Annotated in this window: 21 protein-coding genes and 1 pseudogene; 4 read left to right on the top strand and 18 right to left on the bottom strand. The window is 67.8% G+C overall.

Annotated elements, in window-relative coordinates:
* The 9 genes from HC022_RS06165 to HC022_RS06125 all read right to left on the bottom strand — a co-directional run.
* The coding region (locus tag HC022_RS06165) for a PAS domain-containing sensor histidine kinase (protein WP_167451815.1) at nt 1-1,747 on the bottom strand (1,747 nt) is incomplete at its 3' end.
* Nucleotides 1,744-2,901 carry an FIST N-terminal domain-containing protein gene (locus HC022_RS06160; protein ID WP_089962487.1) on the bottom strand — a complete coding sequence of 386 codons (1,158 nt, stop codon included), beginning with the start codon at nt 2,899-2,901 and terminating at the stop codon, nt 1,744-1,746. The genes HC022_RS06165 and HC022_RS06160, both read right to left, overlap by 4 nt.
* Nucleotides 2,902-2,905: 4 nt before the next feature.
* Nucleotides 2,906-3,631, bottom strand: coding sequence for a response regulator transcription factor (locus HC022_RS06155; protein WP_167451814.1), 726 nt, complete (start codon nt 3,629-3,631; stop codon nt 2,906-2,908).
* A 227-nt stretch (nt 3,632-3,858) separates the two neighbouring features.
* Nucleotides 3,859-4,485: an S-(hydroxymethyl)glutathione synthase gene (gene gfa / locus HC022_RS06150; RefSeq protein WP_175583473.1), complete on the bottom strand. Its 627-nt coding sequence runs from the start codon at nt 4,483-4,485 to the stop codon at nt 3,859-3,861.
* A gap of 241 nt (nt 4,486-4,726) precedes the next feature.
* Nucleotides 4,727-5,377, bottom strand: a complete 651-nt coding sequence (locus HC022_RS28545; protein ID WP_175583472.1) for a hypothetical protein — start codon at nt 5,375-5,377, stop codon at nt 4,727-4,729.
* Between the two features lie 174 nt (nt 5,378-5,551).
* Nucleotides 5,552-6,595, bottom strand: a complete 1,044-nt coding sequence (gene repC / locus HC022_RS06140) for a plasmid replication protein RepC (RefSeq protein WP_167451812.1) — start codon at nt 6,593-6,595, stop codon at nt 5,552-5,554.
* A 297-nt stretch (nt 6,596-6,892) separates the two neighbouring features.
* Complete coding sequence (gene repB, locus HC022_RS06135; protein WP_167451811.1) at nt 6,893-7,870, bottom strand: plasmid partitioning protein RepB; 978 nt, start codon at nt 7,868-7,870, stop codon at nt 6,893-6,895.
* Entirely contained in the window at nt 7,870-9,072 is a 1,203-nt protein-coding gene (gene repA, locus HC022_RS06130) for a plasmid partitioning protein RepA (RefSeq protein WP_167451810.1), read from the bottom strand. The genes repB and repA overlap by 1 nt, the downstream gene beginning before the upstream one ends.
* 95 nt (nt 9,073-9,167) lie before the next feature.
* A complete protein-coding gene (locus HC022_RS06125; RefSeq protein ID WP_167451809.1) occupies nt 9,168-9,512 on the bottom strand; it encodes a hypothetical protein in 345 nt (114 codons plus the stop codon).
* Nucleotides 9,513-9,573: 61 nt separating this feature from the next.
* On the opposite strand from HC022_RS06125, the gene HC022_RS06120 reads away from it, so the two are divergent.
* Entirely contained in the window at nt 9,574-9,783 is a 210-nt protein-coding gene (locus HC022_RS06120) for a hypothetical protein (protein ID WP_167451808.1), read from the top strand.
* Nucleotides 9,784-9,844: 61 nt separating this feature from the next.
* Here HC022_RS06120 and HC022_RS06115 read toward each other — a convergent pair whose 3' ends face one another.
* From HC022_RS06115 to HC022_RS06095, 5 genes are all read right to left on the bottom strand, one after another.
* Nucleotides 9,845-10,465, bottom strand: coding sequence for a phosphoribosyltransferase family protein (locus HC022_RS06115; protein WP_167451807.1), 621 nt, complete (start codon nt 10,463-10,465; stop codon nt 9,845-9,847).
* The gene (locus HC022_RS06110; protein WP_089962470.1) at nt 10,462-11,136 is read right to left on the bottom strand and encodes an energy-coupling factor transporter transmembrane protein EcfT; all 675 of its coding nucleotides are present in this window, start codon (nt 11,134-11,136) and stop codon (nt 10,462-10,464) included. Before HC022_RS06110 ends, HC022_RS06115 begins: the two co-directional genes overlap by 4 nt.
* Nucleotides 11,133-12,638, bottom strand: coding sequence for an ABC transporter ATP-binding protein (locus HC022_RS06105; protein WP_167451806.1), 1,506 nt, complete (start codon nt 12,636-12,638; stop codon nt 11,133-11,135). Before HC022_RS06105 ends, HC022_RS06110 begins: the two co-directional genes overlap by 4 nt.
* Nucleotides 12,638-13,210, bottom strand: a complete 573-nt coding sequence (locus tag HC022_RS06100) for an aminotriazole resistance protein (RefSeq protein WP_167451805.1) — start codon at nt 13,208-13,210, stop codon at nt 12,638-12,640. Before HC022_RS06100 ends, HC022_RS06105 begins: the two co-directional genes overlap by 1 nt.
* Nucleotides 13,211-13,354: 144 nt before the next feature.
* The gene (locus HC022_RS06095; protein ID WP_167451804.1) at nt 13,355-14,008 is read right to left on the bottom strand and encodes a phosphoribosyltransferase family protein; all 654 of its coding nucleotides are present in this window, start codon (nt 14,006-14,008) and stop codon (nt 13,355-13,357) included.
* A gap of 188 nt (nt 14,009-14,196) precedes the next feature.
* On the opposite strand from HC022_RS06095, the gene HC022_RS06090 reads away from it, so the two are divergent.
* Nucleotides 14,197-15,060 carry a LysR family transcriptional regulator gene (locus HC022_RS06090; protein ID WP_254884956.1) on the top strand — a complete coding sequence of 288 codons (864 nt, stop codon included), beginning with the start codon at nt 14,197-14,199 and terminating at the stop codon, nt 15,058-15,060.
* A 125-nt stretch (nt 15,061-15,185) separates the two neighbouring features.
* Entirely contained in the window at nt 15,186-17,615 is a 2,430-nt protein-coding gene (locus HC022_RS06085) for a bifunctional diguanylate cyclase/phosphodiesterase (protein ID WP_167451802.1), read from the top strand.
* A 19-nt stretch (nt 17,616-17,634) separates the two neighbouring features.
* Here the strand turns inward: HC022_RS06085 and HC022_RS06080 are convergent, their stop codons facing one another.
* Nucleotides 17,635-17,988, bottom strand: a complete 354-nt coding sequence (locus HC022_RS06080) for a Rieske 2Fe-2S domain-containing protein (RefSeq protein ID WP_167451801.1) — start codon at nt 17,986-17,988, stop codon at nt 17,635-17,637.
* 82 nt (nt 17,989-18,070) lie between these two features.
* Nucleotides 18,071-19,183 carry a 4-hydroxyphenylpyruvate dioxygenase gene (hppD, locus tag HC022_RS06075; protein ID WP_008887548.1) on the bottom strand — a complete coding sequence of 371 codons (1,113 nt, stop codon included), beginning with the start codon at nt 19,181-19,183 and terminating at the stop codon, nt 18,071-18,073.
* 136 nt (nt 19,184-19,319) lie between these two features.
* Between hppD and HC022_RS06070 the strand changes: the two genes are divergently transcribed.
* The gene (locus tag HC022_RS06070; RefSeq protein WP_167451800.1) at nt 19,320-19,781 is read left to right on the top strand and encodes an Lrp/AsnC family transcriptional regulator; all 462 of its coding nucleotides are present in this window, start codon (nt 19,320-19,322) and stop codon (nt 19,779-19,781) included.
* A gap of 22 nt (nt 19,782-19,803) precedes the next feature.
* On the opposite strand, the gene HC022_RS06065 is transcribed toward HC022_RS06070, so the two are convergent.
* Complete coding sequence (locus tag HC022_RS06065; protein WP_167451799.1) at nt 19,804-20,844, bottom strand: HlyD family secretion protein; 1,041 nt, start codon at nt 20,842-20,844, stop codon at nt 19,804-19,806.
* A 10-nt stretch (nt 20,845-20,854) separates the two neighbouring features.
* Nucleotides 20,855-21,454: pseudogene (locus HC022_RS06060) on the bottom strand (MFS transporter); the annotation flags it as partial.

Genomic DNA, 21,454 nt, shown 5'->3' with positions numbered 1-21,454 from the left:
CCACACCGGGTTTCGAGCGCACGCGCACCTTGTGCCCGCGGTGGCGGCAGGTGCGGTCGACCACCGACAGCCCGAGCCCCACGCCCGAGCCCAGCGGCACGTTGTCGGCCCGCGCGAATTCCTCGAAGATGCGCTTCTGGTCCTTGCGCGAGATCCCGATGCCGGTGTCCCAGACCTGCAGCTCGACCGTGTTCCCGCGACGCCGGCATCCGGCCAGCACCCGGCCGCCGGGCGCGGTGTACTGGATCGCGTTGACCACGAGGTTCTGGATCGAGCGCAGCAGGTAGACCGGGTCCGAGCGCACGAAGCACATGTTCGGCACCACGTCGAGCTGCACCCCCTTGCGCTGCGCCAGCGGGGTCTGGTCCTCCCAGACCGAGCGCATCAGCGTGCCGAGACAGACCTCGGTCGGGGTCAGCGCCTGATCGGTGCTTTCGAGCCGAGAGATGTCGAGAAGCGAATGCAGCAGCTGCTCGATCGAGCAGAAGGAACCGTCGAGACGCTCAACCATAGGGGCAAAGCGCGTGTCGGCAGTCGTGTCCATCAGTGTCGCGATCAACAGCTTCGCGGCGTTGATCGGCTGCAGCAGGTCGTGGCTCGCCGCGGCGAGGAACCGGGTCTTCGAGGACACGGCGGCCTCGGCGCGCTCCTTGGCGACGCGCAGCTCTTCCTCGACCCTCGCCATCTCGTCGAACTGCTCGCGCAGCTGGGCGTTGGCGCGGGTCAGCTCGGCGGTGCGCTCGGTCACGCGGTTCTCAAGCATCTCGGTGGCACGGCTCTCGAGCGTCACGTCCTTGAGCTCGAGCAGCACGCCGCCGTCCGGCAGCCGGTGGGCGTGCAGGTCCAGCATCCGTCCCGTGGCGTGGCGCACCCGCCGCCGCAGCCGGCCCTGCCGTTCGAGCCGGTCGAGCCAGTGGTGGATGTCGTGCTCGGCGGCCTCGGCGATGAGCCGGTGCTGTGCGACGAAATCCAGCAGCCGCTGCAGGTCGGTGCCGTGTTGCAGCATGGTGTAGGGCAGCCCCAGCAGCTGGCGGAACTGCTGGTTGTACATCATCACCTCGCCCGCCGGCGAGAAGGTGCAGACCCCCGAGGTCATGTTCTCGAACACCGCCTGCAGGTAGTCGGCCTGCCGGTCGATCAGGCTTTCCTTCTCGGACCGGTTGCGGCGCACGATGGGGGTGATCTCGGTGAGCAGCAGCACGAGGTTCTCGGCGCTCGTGCGCTGAAGGTTGATCTGGTACCAGCGGTCGCCCGCGAGTTCGATCACCAGAGAGACCACCGACGTGCCCACCCTGCCCCGCCGCGCCTGCGCCAGCGCCGCGTCGAAGTTGCCCTCGACACTCGACAGGTGGCGGCTCTCGGACATGGCGGCGAAACAGTCCTCGACCGTGAGCCCCGGCTGCAGCCGCTCGGACACGTCGGGCAGCAGCTTCAGAAAGATGTCGTTGCAGACCTCGAGCCGCCCGGCGGTGAAAAGCGCAACGCCGCCGTCCATGGCCGACAGCGCATCCGCGAGGTTCTTGCGCATGCGCTGCGTGTCGTCGCGGGCGTGGCGCAGCTCGTCGGTGGTGCGTTCGAGGTCGCGGGTCTTGGCCCAGATCTGCCCCTGCAGCGCGATGGCGGACTGGAAGGCGCCATAGGCCGAGCCGCCGACCTCGTGCTGGCGGTTGGCGCGGCGCATCAGCGCGTCGATGATCTTGGCCTGACGGGCGACCTGGGTCTCGAGCGGTTCGTCGGGATCGATCATGCGAATTCCCTCTGCGCCGGGTCGAAGAAGGCGACGCCCACGAAGGTCTGGTTCACGTGCACGCCGCAATGCTGCTCGCCGTAGGTGTTGAAACCGACGACGCGGCGGTCGCGGAAGATCTCGCTGACCGGACCCGAAAGCTGCTTCTGCTCGATCTCGAGCTTGCGCAGCACGCAGTCGAAGCCCAGCACGAAATCCGGCGCCTCGTCATGCGGCCCGCGCACGTCGAGCTCCGAGCGCAGGGTCTCGATGATCTCCTTGCCCCGCCCGAGCGTCAGGATCAGCCCGTCGTCGATGGCCCCGAGGAAGCTCAGCGCGTGGGCCCCCGGAGCGTCGTGGATGGCGCGCACGTGGTAGTTCATGTTCTGCCGCACCAGCATCGGGTTCTCGGCGAAGACCTGCGGCGAGAGATCCTCGACCGGACAACCGACGATCCGGGCATATTCCAGCGCGGCAGGCGCGCCGTTGATCTCGAGCACCAGCCGCTCGTCCGGCAGCGCCTCGGTCACCACCACCTGGCAGCCGGTGGGCAGGAAGTGGTCGAACCCCAGCCCCTGGAAGCCGAGGTCGGTCTCGATCAGCAGCAGCAGCGCCGCGTTGGTGTGAGAGCCGCCCTCGTGCAGGACAAAGGTCTCGCGGAAGGCAAGGTTGTCGCCCGCGGAGCCACCGAACACCGGCACCTCCCCCAGCGCCGCCTCGAGCGTGGCGACCAGCAGGTCCTCCTGCTTGGAGAGCCCGTCGGCGAAGATCAGCGCCAGCCGGTTCCACCCGGCGGTGCGCCTGAAGCGGGCCGCATGGGCGCGCACGTCGGCGGCGATGGATTTCATCGTCATCGGCTTCAGCGGCTCGATGAGCATCGAGGCGCAGCGGAAGTGCTCGCGCGGGAAGGCGAGGATCAGCAGAGCCTCGGTCTCGTAGCCCTCGGTGGTGATGGTGCCCGCGGTGGTGCAGCCGAAGACCGGCACCCCCCCTGCCCCGCTCTCGAGCGCCTCGGCGACGCGGCCAAGGTTCAGCCCCTCGGGCACGAAGGCCAGCAGGAAGCACGCCTCGGCAAGGTCGATGCCAGCCAGCGCCTCGTCCACCGCGGCGGCAGCGCCCGCCGCGCGCGAGACGGCAATCTGCACGAAGCGCGGGCGCGTCCGGTCCTGGATCATGGCGTCAGTGGCTCAGGAAGGCCTGCGCGTCCGCCTCGCCCGACCCGATGGCCGTTGCGGGCTGCGCGCTCTCCACCAGCACTGCGGCCTGGGTCCGGTTCTGAACCCCGAGACGGCGCAGCAGCGCAGTGATGTGGGCCTTCACCGTCGCCTCGGCAAGGGACAACTCATAGGCGATCTGCTTGTTGGGCTTGCCTGCGCAAATCAGTTTCATGATGCGCTTCTGCTGCGGCGTGAGTTCCGCCAGCTTCGGGTGCGAGGCGTCGAAGCGATCCTCGGGAACCATGGCGACGGGGCAGCTCTGGTATCCTGAGTGCACGTATTTCCGGCCCGAGGCGATCTCCTGCAGCGCGGTGCGCAGAAGCTGCGCCGAGGCGTCCTTGGGCAGGAATCCGGCGGCTCCCTCCTCCATCAGGGCCTGCACCACCTGCACCGAGGTCAGCGACGAGATGACGAGGATCGGCGCATCGGGCAGCGCGGCCCGCAAACGCTGGAAGCCCGAGATGCCGCAGACGTCCGGAAGCTTGAGGTCGAACATGACGAGGTCGGGAAGTTCGCCCGACTCGATCAGGTCCAGCGCGGCGCCAAGAGTCTGCGCCTTCGAAACCTTCACCCCCTCGAACACGAGCTGAAGCGCCGCGGCCAGGGCGTCGCTGTAGAGCGGATGATCGTCAACGATCACGACGGATCGGATCATGCCGACCGACGGGACGTCGTTCATGTCCTTCATTGAAATGTCCTCCCTCCGGGAGGTTAACGCAGAAATTTTCGTTCGCGCAACGGTGTTGTTCCGGTCCGGCCCGGCGGGCGAGTTTTTCCGCGGGGCCGGACCGGCCCATGGCCTGTCCCCGGACATGGTGCGTCGAGCATATCCCGCATCGCGTTTGGCCGCGCACGCCCCCTACTCGGTGGGGCGCGAAGCGCGCCCCCGGCGGGGCCGGATATGCCCGCGCGGCGTCACTTCAGCACGCCACTCGTCTTGGCCACGTGCGTCGCGATGGCGTCCATCAGCGGCGGCGAAAGGCAGTCGTAGGGCTCGAGCCCAAGCGCCCGCAGCCGGCCGCGGATCTCGTCCATGCGCGAGGGATCGACACCGGACTCGATGATCGATGAGACGAAGGCCGCGAATTCCGCCGGCGACCATCCCTTCTGGGTCGAGAGCTCGGTGTGCACGAAGTCGAGGCCGTGGAACGGGTGGCCGGTATTCTCGATCCGGCCATACATGTGCACGCCGCACTCCTTGCAGGCGTGGCGCTGGATGGCGGCGCTGGGGTCAACGATCTCGAGCTTGTCCGCGTTCTCGGTCACCTCCACCTTATCGCGCGAGACCACCGCGATCTGGCTGAAGATCGCGCCGTCGGGTTTCCAGCACTTGGTGCAGCCGCAGACATGGTTATGCGCGGTCTGCGCACTCACGACGACAACGACCGGATTGGTCGCGCATTTGCATTTCAGTGTTCCCCCCGAGAAACCGGGCGTGGCCGAACCCACGCCGTTGTCCACTTGGGGGTGAATCTTCACATGTGAATAGGACGGCGGAGGGGTTCCCTCATCGCCACCAAAGAGCTTTCCTAGAATTCCCATCTTCGTTTCACTCCTCCCTGAGAGACGCGCCCTTCCCAAGGCGCTCTCGCGCCAAAGGGTGCGGGCAGAGCAGGATTCTGGCAATGCAGCCGTAAGTATAGGCTGCGTTTGGGGTCCATCGCGGGAGAAACGACCTCAAAATTGATAAACTTAGGTCTTATTTGACTTGGAGATCATCTTAGGCGGGCAGAACGTCGCCAATTCGGCGCTCCGGCGGGTCATCAGGGTCCGAAGAGCCCGCTTATCGGAACACTTCGGCGAGAACGGACGGCATGGCTTCGGGCAGAAGCCCGGCGTCGAGCGTCACGACTGGCAGTCCGAGTGCCCTGCCCTGTCCCGTTGTTTCGTCGGCCTCGGCGGCATCGGTAACATGGACCAACCGGACGGGGTGTTTGGCGGACAGCGCCTGTAGCAGCGCGGCACATCCTCCGCCGGGAAACTCGAAGCCGGAGGCTATGACCACAGCGCGGATCTCGTCCCCGCTCAGGTCGAGATCCGAGAGCAGCCGGTCGAGCGGCACGTCGTCAAGGCAGCCGGCGGTGGCATGAGCGGCGGCTGCTTCGTGTCCGCGGACAAATCCCGAAACCACCTGCCGCATGCCCTCGGCTCCCGCGTCCAGCGGCACCCGAACCGGCGCCCCGGTCCCGAGCGTCATCAGCCCGACGGAGCCACCGGCCTCGGCCACCTGCCAGCCGAGCACCGTGAGTGCTTCGGCCGCGGCGACGGAGCGGAAGGCCCGGCTCCGACCCTGCAGCATCGAGGGGCGGAAATCCGCGACGAGCAGAACGCGGCGCGGGAGGCTCGTGGAAATGCCTGCCTCGACCAGGGCACGGAGCTGGGACAGATCGTCTGCGCGCAGCGTGGCGCCGGCAATGTCGATGGCCGCGGTCATCCCGGAACTGCGGGCGAAAGATGCGGATGCGCTTGCATGTCATGCCCCTCTTCGTTTGGTTTTCCCGGAAGTCTACCGGATGGCGTGGGCCCCCGGAACACAGCCCTAGGTCGCAACATCGGCGCTGTCGGGAGGACCGGACAAGCCGTGTTGTCCGCGGACAATGTCCGCCCCTCAGGTCGTGGGTATGCGCTCGCGATCCAGAGACAGGATCAGGCCGATGGGGTCGAAACCGTCGCTTCTGGCGCCGCTGGTGATCGAGCGGAAATAAGCTCCGAGCTTACGGATGCGGTGCTGGATCTGCATCAGCCCCCAGACCGTCAACGCGGCCCCGGTCTCTCCAAGCCGGGACCTGGCGGCATCATAGCTCCGGGCGTCGATGCCCATCATCGGTGCAAGAAACCTCGCATGGGCGACCACATCGCCAACGGTCTCTGTCGGAGCCTGCTCGAACTGCGCGGCCTCGGGGCAGAGCCGGACGATCTCCTTCACCGGGATTTCTCTGCCTTGGTCCGGAGGGCTGGTGTCCTGTCGCGAGGGCTGCGTGCTGGTCTCTGCGGTTCTATCAATATTCTCTTTTGTTGAGTTCTGATGGTGCCGGACATTTTGGCCGTTTCTGCCGGTCATATCCATCGTCTCACTGGGGTCCGATGCCCCCTCGGCGGGGGTCTGTTCGAGCCGCTCGAGCAAGGCTTCGCACTCCGAGACCGTGAGCTTCCGACGCAGGGCGGCACGGGCAAGGGTAGCGGCCTCGTGCTCGGGGTCGGACATCAGAAGGTCGTTGGCGGCGGCGCGGATCTTGCAGGTGAGGTAGGCGATGCGCTCCTGCAGGGTGCGGGCGTCACAGGCGACACGTGCGAGCTCGGTCATGCGCCGGTAGAGCGGGGTGAGGTCGAAGCCGAAGCGCAGAGCTATGCCGTCTTCGCGGTTGTGACGGGAGTAGCGCTTGCGGTTGGGACTGTCGTGGCGCGTCAGCAGACCGGCGTCCTGCAGGAGCGCCACGTGCCGCCGCAGGGTTCGATCCGAGATGCCGTTGCGCCGGAAAGTCAGCGTCGCGTTCGAGGCGAAGACTGTGTGGTGCGTCCGCTTCGGGGGGAGGCAGGAGAGCAGGGCGTCCAGTGTCGCGAGCACCGGGGCGCGAAGCCCCAGGAGCGGCGCAGCCGTTCGCAGCGTCTCCATCACGATGTGACGGTCCGGGTAGCCGTTGTCCGCGGACAACGGGGAAACACTCCGCTGCCCGGTGGGCGCGGATGCCTGAATGAATGTCATGTGCCTGTCACGGCAACCTGATCGGGAAAGTCCCCACCGTACGACGAAGCGCTCACGGCTTTTTCAGTGAAAAGGCCGCAATTCTTCGTTCAACCGATTCGGTTGTTGTTGACTGTGTGGGAGAAGCTGGTAAATCTGAGGGTGCTAAGCACAGATTGGGCTCTCCGGGGGTGACCTTGGGGGGCTCTCTCTTTTTCGGGCTGCTGGTCGTGCTCCTGTCTGTTGTGGTTTCTGCTCGTTATCGGGTCAGCCGGACGTCTTGTCCGACCGCCATGCCTCGTAGAGACGCGTCAGCTCGGCTTCCGCATTGTCCCGCAGCCAGCGGGCAAAGTCGGGCTGATCGCTCTTGGACACCTTCAAAGTCAATGCGCGCGCGGTTTCCTTGACCTCGGCCAGCGGCGTTCCGTCACGATGGCGGAACGCGCGGGCAGGGTAGGGGGGCGTCTTGGCCTCGGGCACTGCAGAGAGCAGCGCGGTCACGGCATCGCTCACCCGCGCGAAACGGTCGTCCGAGGTCGCCACCGCGCCAAGGTCCGCCCCATCCGCGACCTTCTTCAGATCGACGTCATGGCCGCGCACCTTGTCGGCGAGCTCTTCCCAGCGCCGGCGCCCGATGCCATGCGCCGAACCAATGAGCTGCACCACCGCCTCGGGAATGGTGCGCGCCACCTTCGTCATGCGCGACAGCATCGGCCGGTCGATGGCGAGCGCGTCGAGGATCACTGCGGGCTCGTAGCCGCTGTCGCTGAGTTCGGCGGCGAAAAGCGCCTTCTCGATGAAGCTCGGGTCGAGCCGCTGCGAGTTCTCCTGGCCCTGCGCAAGGATCGCCTCCTCGTCGCTGAGCGAGCGCACCAGTGCCTTGGCGGGGATGCCGAGGCTGCGCAGCGCCCGCAGGCGCCGACGGCCGTAGACCACGCGGTAGTAGCCCGGCTTCTCGGCGATCGGGCGCACCATGATGGGCACCTGCTGGCCGTGCTGCCGGATGCTCTCCGCCAGCTGCGCCACGTCCGCGTCCGAGAAGGCCAGCCGGTCCTTGGGACCGCCTTCCTCGATGGTCTCGACGGCGATCTCGCGCACGGCGTTGCTCGACAGGTCCTTGAGCGTAGACTTCACGCCGCTCATTGCGCCGGTGTTGGGGAAGCGCGGCTTGCTCTCGGCCGGCGCAGGTTCCTGCGCCGAGGCGGAGGGCAGGGGAGGGGGCTGGAACAGGTTCCTGCGTGCCATCAGTCGACCTCCCGTCCCCAAGCCTGCTGGATCGTCTTCTCGAATTCGTCGGCGACCCCGTTGACGCTTTCCATGATCCGGTCGAGCGTCTTCTTCACCACCTGCCCGGGATCGAGCTCGTAGATCGTCTGCTGGGTCATGCCGGCATCCGAGATCGCGGTGGATTTCAGCATCGGCGTGGTCAGCACCTGGTCAAGCAGGATCGACCGCAGGAAGCCTGCCATCTGCGACTGAGGCACGTCCGTGGGCTCGTAGCGGGCCACCAGGAACTTGAGAAAGTTCCAGTCGATGGGGCCGGTCGCCTCTTCCAGCGTGCGGACAGTTTCTCCTGCCATTTCAAGGAATTGCGCCATGGATGCCACGTCGAGCATGCTGGGCACGACGGTGATCAGAAGCCCCGTCGACGCCAGAAGGGCGGTCATCGTGGTGAAGCCCAGTTGCGGCGGGCAGTCGATGATCACGAGATCGTAGCGGTCCTCGATCTCGTCCAGGGCGATGGCCAGCCGCTGGGTGAAGGGCGGGTCGATCTTGTGCTGCAGCGCATAGGCGGTCTCGGTCTCGTATTCCGAGAGCAGGAGGCCCGCCGGCGCAAGGTCAAGGTTGTGGAAGTAGGTCTTCCGCACCACCTGGCTCAACGGTGCCGGATCCTCGTAACGCAGTGCGTCGTAGACCGTACCGCTTTCGGCGAACTCGATCTCGGGTCGGTAGCCGAACATGGTGGTGAGGCTCGCCTGCGGGTCCATGTCGATGGCCAGAACGCGATAACCGCGCAGCGCATAGCGTTGCGCGAGGTGGATCGCGGTGGTGGTCTTGCTCGAGCCGCCCTTGAAGTTGACGATCGAGATGATCTGCAGCTTGTCGCCCTCGCGCCGACCGGGAAGGTAGGCGTCGCCGTTGCGGCCGGTGCGGGCCATGACGTGGCGGATCTGCTCGATTTCCTCGGCGGAATAGAGCCTTCGCCCGCGGGGGTCGGTCTCGACCTCGGGGAAGTCTCCATCCTGGTGCCGGGTGCGGAGGTTCGACATGCTGATGCCGGTCAGCTCCGAGACCTCGGCCGGATGAAACTTGCGCAGCGTCTTTCGGCTTTCGGGCTGAAAGCTGTTGCGCATATGATGATTGAGCGCCTCCGAAAGCCGGGTCGCGTTTGCGGCGATGAAGGCCGCGATCGAATTGGATTCGGAAATCTCGGTTGTCGTATCCATACTGCTCTCGCGACCTCTTGGTGGGTCTTCGGGGTTTTGTCGCTAAACCGCGGGAATTTCGCAATCTTGCGACTACAGAACTCATGACACGCAACTCATCGCCAGACAACAGTTTTTTCGCGCATAAGCCGAGCGAACCCCATGCGCAGCTTCAGGCTTTGGATCACCGGCTGTGGATAAGTCACTGACTTGTTGAAGAAATGCCATGCATTTCGCGTTTGTTGCGCCTGAAAGAGGCCGAGGCGCGGGATCGGGCAGAGGCGGCAGGGCCCGTGATCACATCGAATCGTGGCCGGGCAGGGGGGCCTGCTGCGCGCTTTCTCTTCTTCGCGGTGATGGTGGGGGTCTTCTTCTTCGCCAGGCAGTTCCTGCAGCGGCGCCCACGGCTTCTCGCCGCTGCAGGCGGGGCTCTGCTTCGGCGCGCTCGCCACCTCGGGCATCCCCAAGGCGCGCAAGGACGACGCGGGCGCGGCATCGGGGCTCGTGAACGTGGCGCACCAGATGAGCCTCGCCTTCGGGCTGGCGCTGCTGGTTGCCGTGACGGCGCTATCGGAGGGCGACGGAACCCCGACACAGGATTTCGCGCGGGCCTGTCACGAGGTGCAGATCGCTGGCGCCGCACTGCTCATTTTCGCCTTCGGGCTGGCCTGGATACTCATCCCGCGCGGGCGGGCCGGGCATGCCGTTGCCCGGCACCGGGGCCATTCATGAAGCGGGCCGATAGGTGCCTGCAGCTTCGCGGCATGGTCGCGAGCGGCGGGGCAGGGGCCCTTCAGGTGCCGGGGATCGGCTGCCAGACCCCGTCCGCACCGGGGGCGAACTGCGGGATATGCGCGAGCGAGACCAGCGTCTCGGCATCGGCGCCCAGCGTCTCGCGCCAGTCCTGCGCCTCGGTGAGGATGACGCCCGCGCCCACCACGTTGCCGCCGGCCTGCCGCACGAGGTCCAGCGCGCCCTTGAGGCTCGAGCCCGAGGCCACCACGTCGTCGACCACCACCACGCGCTTGCCCTCGATCAGCGGGATCGCCGCGCGGTCGAGCAGGATGCGCTGCTCGCCCTTGGAAGTGATCGAGGTCAGCGTCTGCACCAGCGCGTCGCCGAGGTGGAGCTTGGGCGATTTCTGCAGCACCACGTAGTCGTCGAGCCCGAGCGCCCGGGTGACCTCGATGGCGACGGGAATGCCCAGCGTCGCGGGTCCCACGATGATGTCCGGCTGCAGCGGCGCGATCTTGCGGGCCAATTCCTTGCCGATGTGCTCGCCGAACTTCACGCCGAGGTCGATGACCATCATCAGCGAAATGGCGAACTCGGGGTTGATCGGCACGATGGGCAGGTCGAGCGGGTAGCCCTCGACATCGACGCGCCAGGTCTGGCGTCCGGCTTGGTCCGTCATCGGATGGGGTCCTTCCATGTCATGCGGGGCTCTACCATCAGGCCCACGTCGCGCCACGTGGTGCGCTTGCGGGACAGGTCGAAGCCATAGAGGGTCAGCGAGAAGCTGATGGCGTGGGCGGTGCGGATCGCCTGCACCAGAAGCGGCACGCCGCGGGCGAGCGCGAAACGCAGCTTCTTGAGGAAGCTCACGTCGTCAATCTCCATGCCGCGGGCGCGCTGCGCGTCGGCGATGCGCTCGAACTCGTCGCGCAGCATCGGGATGATGCCGAAGAGCAGCGATAGTACCAGCGTCGCCACCGCCGGCAGCCGCGCGGCGGAGCAGGCGGCGAGGATTGCGCCGGGGGTCGAGGTTTCCATCACGAAGTAGAAGAGCGCCGTGGTAGCGACCAGCCGGGCGGCCATCTTGGCGGCGATGGCCAGCGCGTCGAGCGGGGCGATGCCCTGCAGCAGCAGGTTGATCATCCAGCTCACGATGACCATGAGCGTCAGCAGCCCCGCGCCCTTGAGGTAGCCGCCGAGCTTGGGCACCCGCGTCACCCAGAGAAGCGCCAGTACCAGCGCCGCGAAGGGGATGCCCCAGCGCCAGTCGGGGGCCAGCCAGGCCACGATCATCAGCGCGAAGGCGGTGCCGAGCTTCACGAAGAAATTGAGGTCGTGCAGGCGGCTCATGCGGCGGACTCCCGTGCGGTGCCATAAGGGGCGGGCCAGCCGAGCGCCGCGAAGGCGCGGCTCTGCCAACCCTCGCCGACCGGGCCGTCATAGGGGATGTACCCCGCGCCCACGAGCGCCAGTCGGGTGGCCACGTCGTCGACCAGCTCGAGGTCATGCGAGATCAGCATCACCGCGCGCCCCTGTGAGGTCATCCGCCCGAGGAAGGTCTCGAGCAATGCGCGCCCGGCCAGATCGCGCGCCAGCAGCGGCTCGTCGACGATGGCAATGGCGGCGCCCGAGGCCTCGGCACAGGCAAGGCCGAGCTGCCCCTGCTGGCGGGCCGAAAGCGCAAAGGGGTTGGTCTCGCCCTGTCCGCCGAGCCCGTAGCGGGCAAGCACGGTTTCGGTATCCTCGTGGCCCTCGCCCTTGGAGCGGGCAAAGGCGACCTCCTCGGCGGCGGTCATGTGGAAGAGGATCTGCCGCATGGATTGCGGCACGTAGGCGATGTGGCGGGCGCGGCGGGCGGTGGTCCAGCCCTGCGCGGCCTGACCGTCGAGCGCGATCTCGCCCGCAGCGACGGGCATCAGGCCCAGCACCGACTTCATCAGGGTGGTCTTGCCGGCACCGTTGCGGCCGATCACGCCCAGCACCTCGCCCGCGCGCAGCGTCAGGTCGAGCCCGTCAAGCACCGGCTTGCCCGAGGCGCGGGCAAGCCTGGTGCGCAGGCCCCGGACGCGGAGCAGCTCGCGACCCGGCGTCACCGCAGGGCGCAGGCCCGAGGGCTTGCGCGGCGGCAGCAGCCCGGCGCGGGTCCAGAGCGCCGCATCGTCGAGCGCGGGCGCCAGCGGCGTGACGGCGGAAAGCGTCCCCTCGGCGATCAGCGCAAGGCTTTGCGTCACCGGGGCCAGATGCGCGGGATCCTGTTCGGCGATCACCACGCCCGAGACATGCTCGGCGGCCTGTTCCAGCGCCCGGCAGAGCCGTTCGCGCGCCGCCGGGTCGAGGCCGGTGGTGGGCTCGTCGAGCACCAGCAGCTCGGGGCGCGAGGCCAGCGCCGCGGCGAGCACGACCATGCGCCGCTCTCCGCCGGACAGGGTCAGCACCCGCCGGCCGGCAAGCTCGGTGAGCTCGAGGTCCTCCATGAGGTAGCGGACCCGTGCCCGCACCTCGTCGCGCGGGGTGGCGCGGTTCTCGAGCGGGAAGGCGATGATGTCCTCGACCGAGAGATCCCAGAGCTGGTCCTCGGCCGATTGCGCCACGTAGCCCACGCGCGAGAACAGGGCGTCGCGGTGCAGCGTGGCGACGTCCTCGCCGTTCAGCGCGACACGGCCCTCGTAACGGGCGATGGGGGTGATCTGCGGGATGACGCCGGCGAGGGTCATCATCAGCGTCGTCTTGCCACTGCCGGTGGCGCCGCAGACCAGCAGGCGCCCGCCCGGCGCGAGCGCAAGCGTCGCGTCGCGGAGAAGGGGTTCGGACGTGCCGAACCCCAGCGTGAGTTTGTCGGCGGCGAGCAGCATCAGAAGCGCTTGAAGCCCGCCGGGTGTGCCGCGTTGAGGATCTTGAGCGCCGGAACCACGAGCAGCGGCGTGCCGATCAGCATCGGCACGATGTCCGAGAGGCCGAGGTAGCCGACCGCCCACCAGAACGGGAAGATGCCGAGGAAGGCGAGGCTCGCCGAAACCGCCGCCACCATCACGAGGCCGACGACGAGGCAGACCAGCGCGATGCGCACCAGCGCCGACTTGTCGAAGGTGGTGGTGGCCGGGTTGAACAGCAGTCCCGGCACGAGCCCGGTGAGCCCCACCATGATGCCGTCGACGATCAGCGAATGCGCGGGGATGAAGGTGCCCGCGAGCAGCGACCAGACGATGGTGCCGAGATAGCCGCAGATGAAGCCGCTCTTCCAGCCGAGCAGGATGCCGATCAGCGGCGGCAGGAAGGCGAAGATTCGCCACTGAATGACGCCGGGCACCAGCTGGATCGGGTTGGCGTAGGCCCAGAGCACGCCGGTGGCGGCAGCGGCGACGATGGAGAGGACGAGCGGGAACAGCGACGAGCCGCTGTCCTTGGGGAGAGTTTGGGTTGTCATGGGTCAGATCCCTGTCGGTTTGCGGTGAGGCGGGGGCCGGGTGCCCCTCTGGTTGCGACCCGGCGCCGGCATGGCACGCGGGACTGTGGTTGCGATGTGGCGCGGCGTCCGGCCTCCTCCCCGACCGTCTGCCGCGCGGCGAGATCAGCCCGAAACGGGCTCCGGGCGGGTCATGTCTGCCTCGACGCTGGCGGGGTCGATGCGCGCCTCGCCGTCGACGACGCGGAACTGGGGTATCCGTCCGAGCCGCTGCACCAGCGCGGCGTCCTCGGCCAGCGCCTCGCGCCAGGCGATGCCCTCGGTCAGGATGGTGCCGGCCCCGAGCACCGTGGCGCCCGCCCGGCGCACCAACCGCATCGCGGCGGCCATGCTGGCGCCCGTGGCGATCACATCGTCGACCACCACCACGCGACGCCCCTGCAGCAGCGGGATCTGGCGGCGGTCGAGCAGCAGGCGCTGCGGCTTGTCCGAGGTGATCGAGCGCACCGGTTCCTCGAGCGCGTCGGCGAGGTGGAACTTCGGCGACTTCTGCAGGATCAGGTACTTGTCGAGCCCGAGGTGGCGGCTCACCTCCATCGCCACCGGGATGCCCAGCGTGGCGCTGCCGACCACGATCTCGGGCGCCATGGCGGCGAAGCGCGCGGCCAGCGCCCGGCCCACGCGGTCGGCGAAGGCGAGGCCCATGTCGATGTCCATGAGCAGCGCGATGGCGCGCTGGTCGTCGAGCTGGAGCATCGGCAGCGAGATGGTCTCGCCGGCGATGTCGACGTCGTAATAGTCGGGCGCGATCAGGCGCAAGGGCGGCTCCGTGAGTGGGACTGCTGCGTTGCGGCGAAGGATGGCCCGGTCACGGAGCCGTTACAAACGCCAAGAATCCAACACAGCGTTGAATTTTTCTCAACGCTCTGGAAAGATGCCCGCGGGAGGGCGGTGGAACAGGGTGATCGGGCATGCAGCGGGTCTTTTTCACGAGGTTTTTCAGTTATATGGAAGAGATCGCCCGGCTCGGCAGCATCCGTCGTGCGGCAGAAGTTCTGAACGTGTCCGCCTCGGCCATCGACAAGCAGCTGCTCCGCGCCGAGGAGGAACTGGGTGTTCCACTGTTCGAGCGTCACCCTCGCGGTGTGCGGCTGACCTCGGCGGGGGAACTGCTCATGTACCGGATGCGGGGCTGGCAAAAGGACATGCGCGCCGTTGCCTCCGAGATCGAGGAACTGAAGGGGCTGCGCCGGGGCGAGGTGCGCATCGCGGTGCCGCAGGAGGCGGTCACGAGCTTCCTGCCGCAGGCGCTGAGCGGCTTTCTCCGCGAGAACCCCCGCATTTTCACCTCGGTGCGGGTGGCCGAGTCCGATCGGGTCCGGCAGATGGTCATCGCGGGCGAGGCGGATTTCGGCCTGACCTTCAGCCCGCGCCCGCTGCCGGGGGTCTCGGTCCTGCGCGAGCTGCCCTTCCGGGTGCTCGCGCTGATGCCCGAGGACGGCCGCAAGAGCGTGTCTCTCGATCGTTTCTTCTCGCGCCCCGTTCTGGTCCCGGACGCCACGAGCCACCTGCGCGACGTGCTCGACATCGCCGCCGCCCGGGCCGGGGTCGAGCTGGCGCCGGTGATGACCTCGAACAGTCTCGAGCTGCTGCGCCAGCTGGTGCGCGAGGGTTGCGGCCATGGGGTCATCGCGGTCTGCCCCGATGCTTTCGAGGGCGCGGGGGCGGGGCTGGCGGCGCTGCCGCTGCGCGCGGCGGCGCTGCCCGATCTCACGATGGCGCTGATCTCGCCACGCGACAGCTCGTCGGCGCTGGCCTCGGTCCTCGCCAAAAGGCATTTTGAGCTGTTCATCGACGCACTCAAGGGTTGATCAGGCCGGGTCGCGTGCGCGATTTGCTGAAAGGATTCGCGCAGCCGGGCAGAATTTAACGCGATGTTAACCGAGTTTAAGAAAGGCTGACGTCCAGAGTGCAGGGGATTCTCGGTCGGAGATACATGAAGTGGCTCTATAACAGGCTCGGTGCCTGGTCAGACCGGATCGTGCTGCGAGGCCTCGATTCGGCCGAGGCGCTGCCGGACGATTTTCTTCCGCTGCTGCGGAAGCACCAGCTTGCGGCCATCACCTCGTTGACGCCGCTGGTGATGTTCGCGAACCTCGTCAACGTTTCCTCCTATGTGCTGCTTGAAGCGCGCGCCGGCCATCTGAACTCGGTCGACATGGCGTGGGTCGTGCTGGTGCTGCTGATGATTGCGCGGGCGGCCTACCGGCACCGCTTCGTGCACCAGCGGCAAAAGCGGCATACCGCCAGCGTCGGCAGCATCGGTAAGCTGGTGGTGTTCTCGATGCTGCTCGGGCTGGTCTGGACCTATCCGTTGCTCAAATTCGTCTCCCACAATTCGCTCGAGGAGATCGGTTTCATCGGAGCGCTCACCAGCGGCATCATCGCGGCCGGCGGGCTGGCGCTGTACCCGGTGCCGCTCGCGGCGCTGGCCTACGTCGCGGTCTTCGCGGTCGCGGTGCCGCCGGCGATCTTCATCGGACTGCCAGCGCTGGCGGTCCCCTTCCTGCTCATCACCTGCTCGTTCTTCCTGATGATCACCGCGGCGCTGCACCGGCAGCTCCGGATCTTCGCGCACGAGTACGCGCAGAAGTTGCGGGCGGAATCGCAGATCTCGCTGCTCGACCTGCTGATCGGCAACGATCACGAGCGCCACGACAACTGCATCTGGCAGACCCGGGGCAACCTCGATCTGGTGACCTCGGACGTGCCGGTGCGCCGCATCCTCGGGGTCGATGCCATGCCCGGCCACCCGCGCAACCTGTCGGCCCTGCTCGAGCTGTCGCGGCTCGGGGGCGTGACGGACGCCGACCGGTGTACGCTGGCGCAACTGTCGCGCCGGAACGCCGCGCCGCCGGAGAGCTTCTGCTTCAGGGTGGGCGACGAGGGCGGCGTGTCGCGGCCCCGCACGCTCGAGATCGGCGGACGCTGCGCCACGCTCGAGGGGCGCGAGGGCGTCTACTTCAACGGCTACATCAAGGATGTCACCGACGAGGCCGCCGCGATGGCGGAGGTGCAGAGGCTCGCGAGCCATGACGCCATGACCGGGCTGCCGAACTACCGTGAATTCCTGACGCGGGTCGCGGCGCTTTGCGGCGGCGCGCAGGCGGGGGCGTCGAACAGTCAACTCGGGGTGTTCTTCGTCGACGCGGACAATCTCAAGTGGTCGAACGACACCTTCGGCTACGCGATGGGCGACGCGCTGCTCACCACCATGGCCTGCCGGCTGGCGTCCTTCGCCGGCGCCACCGGGGTGACCTGCCGAAAGGGCGGGGACGAATTCCTCTTCGCCGGGCTCTTCCCCTCGCGCCGTGCCTTCGAGCGCCGCGGTGCCGAGATGCAGGCGGTGCTCAATGAGAGCTTCGTGCATGACGGCCGGGTCTTCGGGCTGACCTGCACCCTGGGCGCCTCCTGTGGGCCGGTGGGCGGAAAGGAGATCGCCGAGCTGCTGCGCGAGGCCGAGCTGGCGCTCCGGGCGAACAAGGCCAAGCGGCGTGGGCAGGTAGGGTTCTTCTCGGAGGGGCTGGCGCAGCGCAAGCGCCGGTCCATGGGGCTGGCCGAGGATCTGCGCGCGGCACTGCGCGACGGTGGCATCGAGCTTGAGTTCCAGCCCATCGTCTCGGGTGGCGACCACCGGATCCGCGCGATGGAGAGCCTGTTGCGCTGGCGTCACCCGGTGCTGGGGCCGGTGAATCCGCGCGAGGTGATCGAGCTTGGCACCTCCGAGGGGCTGCTGGGCGAGATCGGGGAGTACGTGCTCCACCGCTCCATCGAACTGGCGGCAGACTGGCCCGCCGAGATTGCGGTCTCGGTGAACATCTGTCCCTGGGAGTTCGAGCGCCCCGACTTCGCCGAGCGGGTGCTGGCGGAGCTGCTGGGGCGGAGCATGCCGACCGCGCGGCTCTTCATCGAGATCACCGACTCCGAGTCGCTGAGCCAGAGCCGGACCGTCCTCGACAACATCGCACGGCTGCGCGAGGCGGGGGTGACGGTGGCGCTGGACGATTTCGGCTCGTGCTACGCGTGCATCGCCAGCCTCGCGCGAAGCGATTGCGACATCATCAAGCTCGACCGCTCGCTGATCCGCGATTGCGAGAGCCACGCCACGGCGCGCTCGATCATCCACTCGCTGGTCGAGACGGCGCAGGCGGATGGCCGGGCGGTGGTGGCGGGGGGAATCGAGACCGAGGGGCAGCTCAGGGTGCTGGAGCGTGCCGGGGTCGACTACCTGCAGGGCTACTTCCTGCACCTGCCGCAGCGCGCCGACGAGGTCGTGCGGCTGCTTCGGGACAGCGACCGCGGCGCCGAGGTGCTGCGTCTCGGTCAGGCCATGCAGGGGGCCCGCGAGGGCGGGGTGGTGGGCTGAGCGCCCGGCTCAGCCCGGGTCAGCCGCCGATCAGGATCTGGCCGTTCCGCTCGTAGAGCGGCACCGCGTCGAGCCCGCAGTCGGCACCGCCGATCACCGCGCCGCTGGAAGCGTCGAAGCGGGCGCCATGCGCGGTGCAGAGCAGCATGGTCCCATCTGCCGACAAAAGCTGTGCGCCGCGATAGTCGAGCGGCAGGTACTGGTGCGGGCAGGCATTGACGTAGCCGCGCAGGCCCTCGGGGCTCTGCACGAGGATCATCGGGAAACGGCCCGCCTCGCTCGAGACCTCGAGCGTGAGGGTGCCGGTCACCTCGGCCGAGGCGCAGACGGGGGTGCCCGCGGGCGGGGCGGAGGAATAGTCGGTCCAGGCCATCGGGCACTCCGGCAAGGGCAAGGGGCGCGCGGGCGCCCCTTGCTGGACATCTTGTCAGGTCATCAGGCCGCTTCGGGCAAGATCACTCGGCGGGTTCGCCCTTCAGCACGCCGCGGCGGATCTGGTCTTCCTCGATCGACTCGAAGAGCGCCTTGAAATTGCCCTCGCCGAAGCCGTCATCGCCCTTACGCTGGATGAACTCGAAGAAGATCGGGCCGATCACGGTCTTCGAGAAGATCTGCAGCAGGATGCGGGTCATGCCGCCATCCACCACGCCCTCGCCGTCGATCAGGATGCCGCGCGCCTGCATCCGGTCGAGCGGCTCCTCGTGGCCTTTCACACGGCGATGCGACATCTCGTAATAGGTCGCGGGCGGGGCGGGCATGAACTCCATCCCGGCGTCGGCGATGCGGTCGGTGCTGCCGTAGATGTCCTCGGTCGCGACGGCGATGTGCTGGATGCCCTCGCCCTTGTACTCGCGCAGGTACTCCTCGATCTGAGAATGCTCGTCGGTGCTCTCGTTGATCGGGATGCGGATCTTGCCGTCGGGCGAGGTCAGGGCCCGGCTCACCAGCCCGGTCTGCTTGCCCTTGATGTCGAAATACTTGATCTCGCGGAAGTTGAAGGTCTCGGCGTAGAAGCGGTACCACGTGTCCATGTTGCCGCGGATCACGTTGTGGGTGAGGTGGTCCAGGTAGTAGAAGCCGAAGCCCTCGGGGCGCGGGTCGGTGTCGCCCAGCCAGTCGTACTCGCCACCGTAGCAGCTGCCCTTGTCGCCGTAGGTGTCGACGAAATAGAGCAGCGAGCCGCCGATGCCCACGACCGCCGGCACGTCGAGCGACTTGCCTGCGCCGGTGTATTCGGTGGCGCCGAGCTCCAGCGCGCGCTTCAGCGCGTGCTGCGCGTCGACCACGCGCCAGGCCATGGCCGGGGCGCAGGGGCCGTGATCACGCACGAACTGCGCTGCGTGGCTGTCGGGCTCGGCGTTCAGGACGTAGGTGATGTCACCCTGCCGGTAGAGCGTGATCTCCTTGGTCCGGTGCTTTGCCACGGGCACAAAGCCCATCTGGCGGAAGATGGTGTCCAGCACCCCGGGCTCCGGGTGGGCGAACTCGACGAATTCGAAACCATCGGTGCCGGCGGGGTTGCGGTCGCTGATCGTGGCCTTCGGGGCGTCGTGCGGGAAGGGTCCCATTGCGCGTCTCCTCCTCGTGGAATGCGTGTCTGGTACCAGTATGCCAGCGCCGCGATGCAGGGTGCGCGCATAATGTGTCTTGCGGACGCATCTTCATGCATGAGACTCTGGTGAAAACGGGGGAGGGGTGCACGGAATGCGCATAGATCAATTCGACAATGCAATTCTCGCGGCACTTCAGGAGGACGCATCGCTCACCAACGCCGCGCTGGCCGAGGTGGTGAACCTGTCGGCCAGCCAGATCTCGCGCCGCCGCGTCGCGCTCGAGAAGGCGGGGATCATCCGCGGCTACGGCGCCCGGCTCGACGCGGCGCGGCTGGGCTTCGGCCTCCGGGCGGTGACGCGGGTGAACCTGCGCAGCCACGGCGCCGACATGGAGAGCGATTTCGCCCGCTTCGTGGCGACCCATCCGCAGATCTGCGCCGCCTTCTCGGTGTCAGGGGATGCGGATTATATCCTCGACATCCGGGTGGCCGACCTTCAGGCCTTCGCCGATTTCATCCACCTCAAGCTGCTGCCGCACCCGCAGGTAGCGCAGGTGCGCTCCGAGATCGTGCTGAAGACGCTGAAGGACCACGTGGGCGTGCCGCTCGACTGAGCGGCGCCGCCTTGCCGGCCGGTCAGGACTCCTGCCGGGGGGCGTGCAATACCACCGACATGCCGGGGGCAAGCTCGGTGTTGCCGGGCTGGTCGGGGTCGATCTCGATGCGCACCGGCAGACGCTGGGCGATCTTGGTGAAGTTGCCGGTCGCGGTCGAGTTGCCGAGCACGCTGTATTCCGACGCCGTGGCGGGCGAGAACTGCGTGATATGCCCGCCGAAGGCGCGATCGTGCAGGGCATCGACGGTGAAGCTGACCCGCTGCCCTTGCTGGAGATCGGCAAACTCGGTCTCCTTGACGTTGGCGATGACCCAGACCTGCGGCGGCACCAGCGACACCAGCGCGGTACCGGCGGTCACGTATTGCCCGACGCGCACGCCGATCTGCCCCAGTCGCCCGTCCGAGGGCGCCCGGATCACCCGGTGCTCGAGGTCGATGCGCGCCAGCGCGACGGCGGCCTCGGCACTCGAGATCTGCGCGTTGAGCGTGTCGGTCTGCACCTTGGCCGAGGCCACGGCCTCGCGCGCCACGTCGGTGTTGCTGCTGGCTTCGGTCAGCGCGGCCTCGGCCTGACGCAGCGCGAGGTCGGCGTCCTCGACATCGCTGGTCGAGACGACGCCCTTTTCCTGCAGCTTGTGCAGCCGGGTCCAGGACGCCTGCGTGGTGTCGAGCGCGGCCTTGGCGGCCCGTGCGGAGGCCTCGCGCGATTGCAGCGTCGCCTCGGCGGAGCGGATCGACTGGGTGTTGGCCTCGAGCGCCGAGCGTGCCGACGCAAGCTGCGCCTCGGCCTGCGCCAGCGCCTGTCGGGCGCTGCGGTCGTCGAGCTGCACCAGCACCTCGCCCTTCGCGACGGTGGCGAAATCCGAGACCGGGACCTCGGTCACTTCGCCCGCGCCCTGCGCCGACAGCGTGGTGACCTGCCCTCGCACGTAGGCGTTCGAGGTGCGGACCTCGGCGCCGTCGAAGGGCGGCAGGTGCCAGGCCCAGAGCACGAGGCCGATGCCCAGCACGCCGAGCAGGACGATGAGAAAGGTGGGGACGTGGTGTTTCAGTACGTTCATCGGAGGGTCCTCAATGCGCGGCGGGGACGGGGGGAGCCATCCGGGCGCGCAGGAAGTTCAGGAGAATATGGCCCGTCAGCACCGCGAGGGCTGCTAGGGCGAGAAAGGAGATGGCGGCGAACACGTCGTTGTAGGCGGCGACGGTCGCCTCGCGCTGGACGGTGGCCGCAAGCTGCGCTGCGGCCTGCGCCTTGAGCTGGGCGGCATCGGTCAGCTGCGCCGAGAGCTGCTGCGCGAGGCCCGAGATCCGGGCGCTGACCAGCGGGTCGCCGGTGGTCAGCTCTTCGGCAATCCACTCCGCGTGGTCGGCGGTGCGCGCCGTAACGATGCTGCGGAACAGTCCTGCCCCGATGGTGCCGCCAAGGATCTGGCTCGACAGGAACACGATGATGAAGCTCAGCAGGTACTGCGGGCCCTTGCTGAGCGCGGTCAGCAGCCCCGTGGCCATGGCCGAGGGCAGGAACAACGTCGAGGCGAAACCGATGAGGCTCTGGCTCAGGATCAGGTCGCGGGGCGCAAGGCCGCTGTTGGAATGCGCGTCCATGCCGGCGCCGGCGGCGATCAGCAGCAGCGCACCCACGTGGATGAAGGGCACCCGGTCGGGCCGCAG

Origin of the sequence: Salipiger sp. HF18 (assembly GCF_011806505.1) — a bacterium.
GTDB classification, from domain to species: domain Bacteria; phylum Pseudomonadota; class Alphaproteobacteria; order Rhodobacterales; family Rhodobacteraceae; genus Salipiger; species Salipiger thiooxidans.
The sequence above is the reverse complement of the archived record's forward strand: the minus strand, read 5'-3'. Positions and strand labels throughout refer to the sequence as shown.

What these genes read in the sequence shown, in the direction of transcription:
- HC022_RS06125 (WP_167451809.1), bottom strand. Translation starts at nt 9,512, where the DNA reads ATGCCCGAGGTGGCGAGCGCGCCGAAGCAGAGCCCCGCCTGCAGCGGC.
- HC022_RS06080 (WP_167451801.1), bottom strand. Translation starts at nt 17,988, where the DNA reads ATGGCCTGGACCGACTATTCCTCCGCCCCGCCCGCGGGCACCCCCGTC.
- HC022_RS06115 (WP_167451807.1), bottom strand. Translation starts at nt 10,465, where the DNA reads ATGACGGACCAAGCCGGACGCCAGACCTGGCGCGTCGATGTCGAGGGC.
- HC022_RS06105 (WP_167451806.1), bottom strand. Translation starts at nt 12,638, where the DNA reads ATGCTGCTCGCCGCCGACAAACTCACGCTGGGGTTCGGCACGTCCGAA.
- HC022_RS06110 (WP_089962470.1), bottom strand. Translation starts at nt 11,136, where the DNA reads ATGAGCCGCCTGCACGACCTCAATTTCTTCGTGAAGCTCGGCACCGCC.
- HC022_RS06065 (WP_167451799.1), bottom strand. Translation starts at nt 20,844, where the DNA reads ATGAACGTACTGAAACACCACGTCCCCACCTTTCTCATCGTCCTGCTC.
- gfa (WP_175583473.1), bottom strand. Translation starts at nt 4,485, where the DNA reads ATGGGAATTCTAGGAAAGCTCTTTGGTGGCGATGAGGGAACCCCTCCG.
- HC022_RS28545 (WP_175583472.1), bottom strand. Translation starts at nt 5,377, where the DNA reads ATGACCGCGGCCATCGACATTGCCGGCGCCACGCTGCGCGCAGACGAT.
- HC022_RS06160 (WP_089962487.1), bottom strand. Translation starts at nt 2,901, where the DNA reads ATGATCCAGGACCGGACGCGCCCGCGCTTCGTGCAGATTGCCGTCTCG.
- HC022_RS06155 (WP_167451814.1), bottom strand. Translation starts at nt 3,631, where the DNA reads ATGAAGGACATGAACGACGTCCCGTCGGTCGGCATGATCCGATCCGTC.
- hppD (WP_008887548.1), bottom strand. Translation starts at nt 19,183, where the DNA reads ATGGGACCCTTCCCGCACGACGCCCCGAAGGCCACGATCAGCGACCGC.
- HC022_RS06070 (WP_167451800.1), top strand. Translation starts at nt 19,320, where the DNA reads ATGCGCATAGATCAATTCGACAATGCAATTCTCGCGGCACTTCAGGAG.
- repA (WP_167451810.1), bottom strand. Translation starts at nt 9,072, where the DNA reads ATGGATACGACAACCGAGATTTCCGAATCCAATTCGATCGCGGCCTTC.
- repB (WP_167451811.1), bottom strand. Translation starts at nt 7,870, where the DNA reads ATGGCACGCAGGAACCTGTTCCAGCCCCCTCCCCTGCCCTCCGCCTCG.
- HC022_RS06085 (WP_167451802.1), top strand. Translation starts at nt 15,186, where the DNA reads ATGAAGTGGCTCTATAACAGGCTCGGTGCCTGGTCAGACCGGATCGTG.
- HC022_RS06090 (WP_254884956.1), top strand. Translation starts at nt 14,197, where the DNA reads ATGGAAGAGATCGCCCGGCTCGGCAGCATCCGTCGTGCGGCAGAAGTT.
- HC022_RS06120 (WP_167451808.1), top strand. Translation starts at nt 9,574, where the DNA reads ATGAGCCTCGCCTTCGGGCTGGCGCTGCTGGTTGCCGTGACGGCGCTA.
- HC022_RS06100 (WP_167451805.1), bottom strand. Translation starts at nt 13,210, where the DNA reads ATGACAACCCAAACTCTCCCCAAGGACAGCGGCTCGTCGCTGTTCCCG.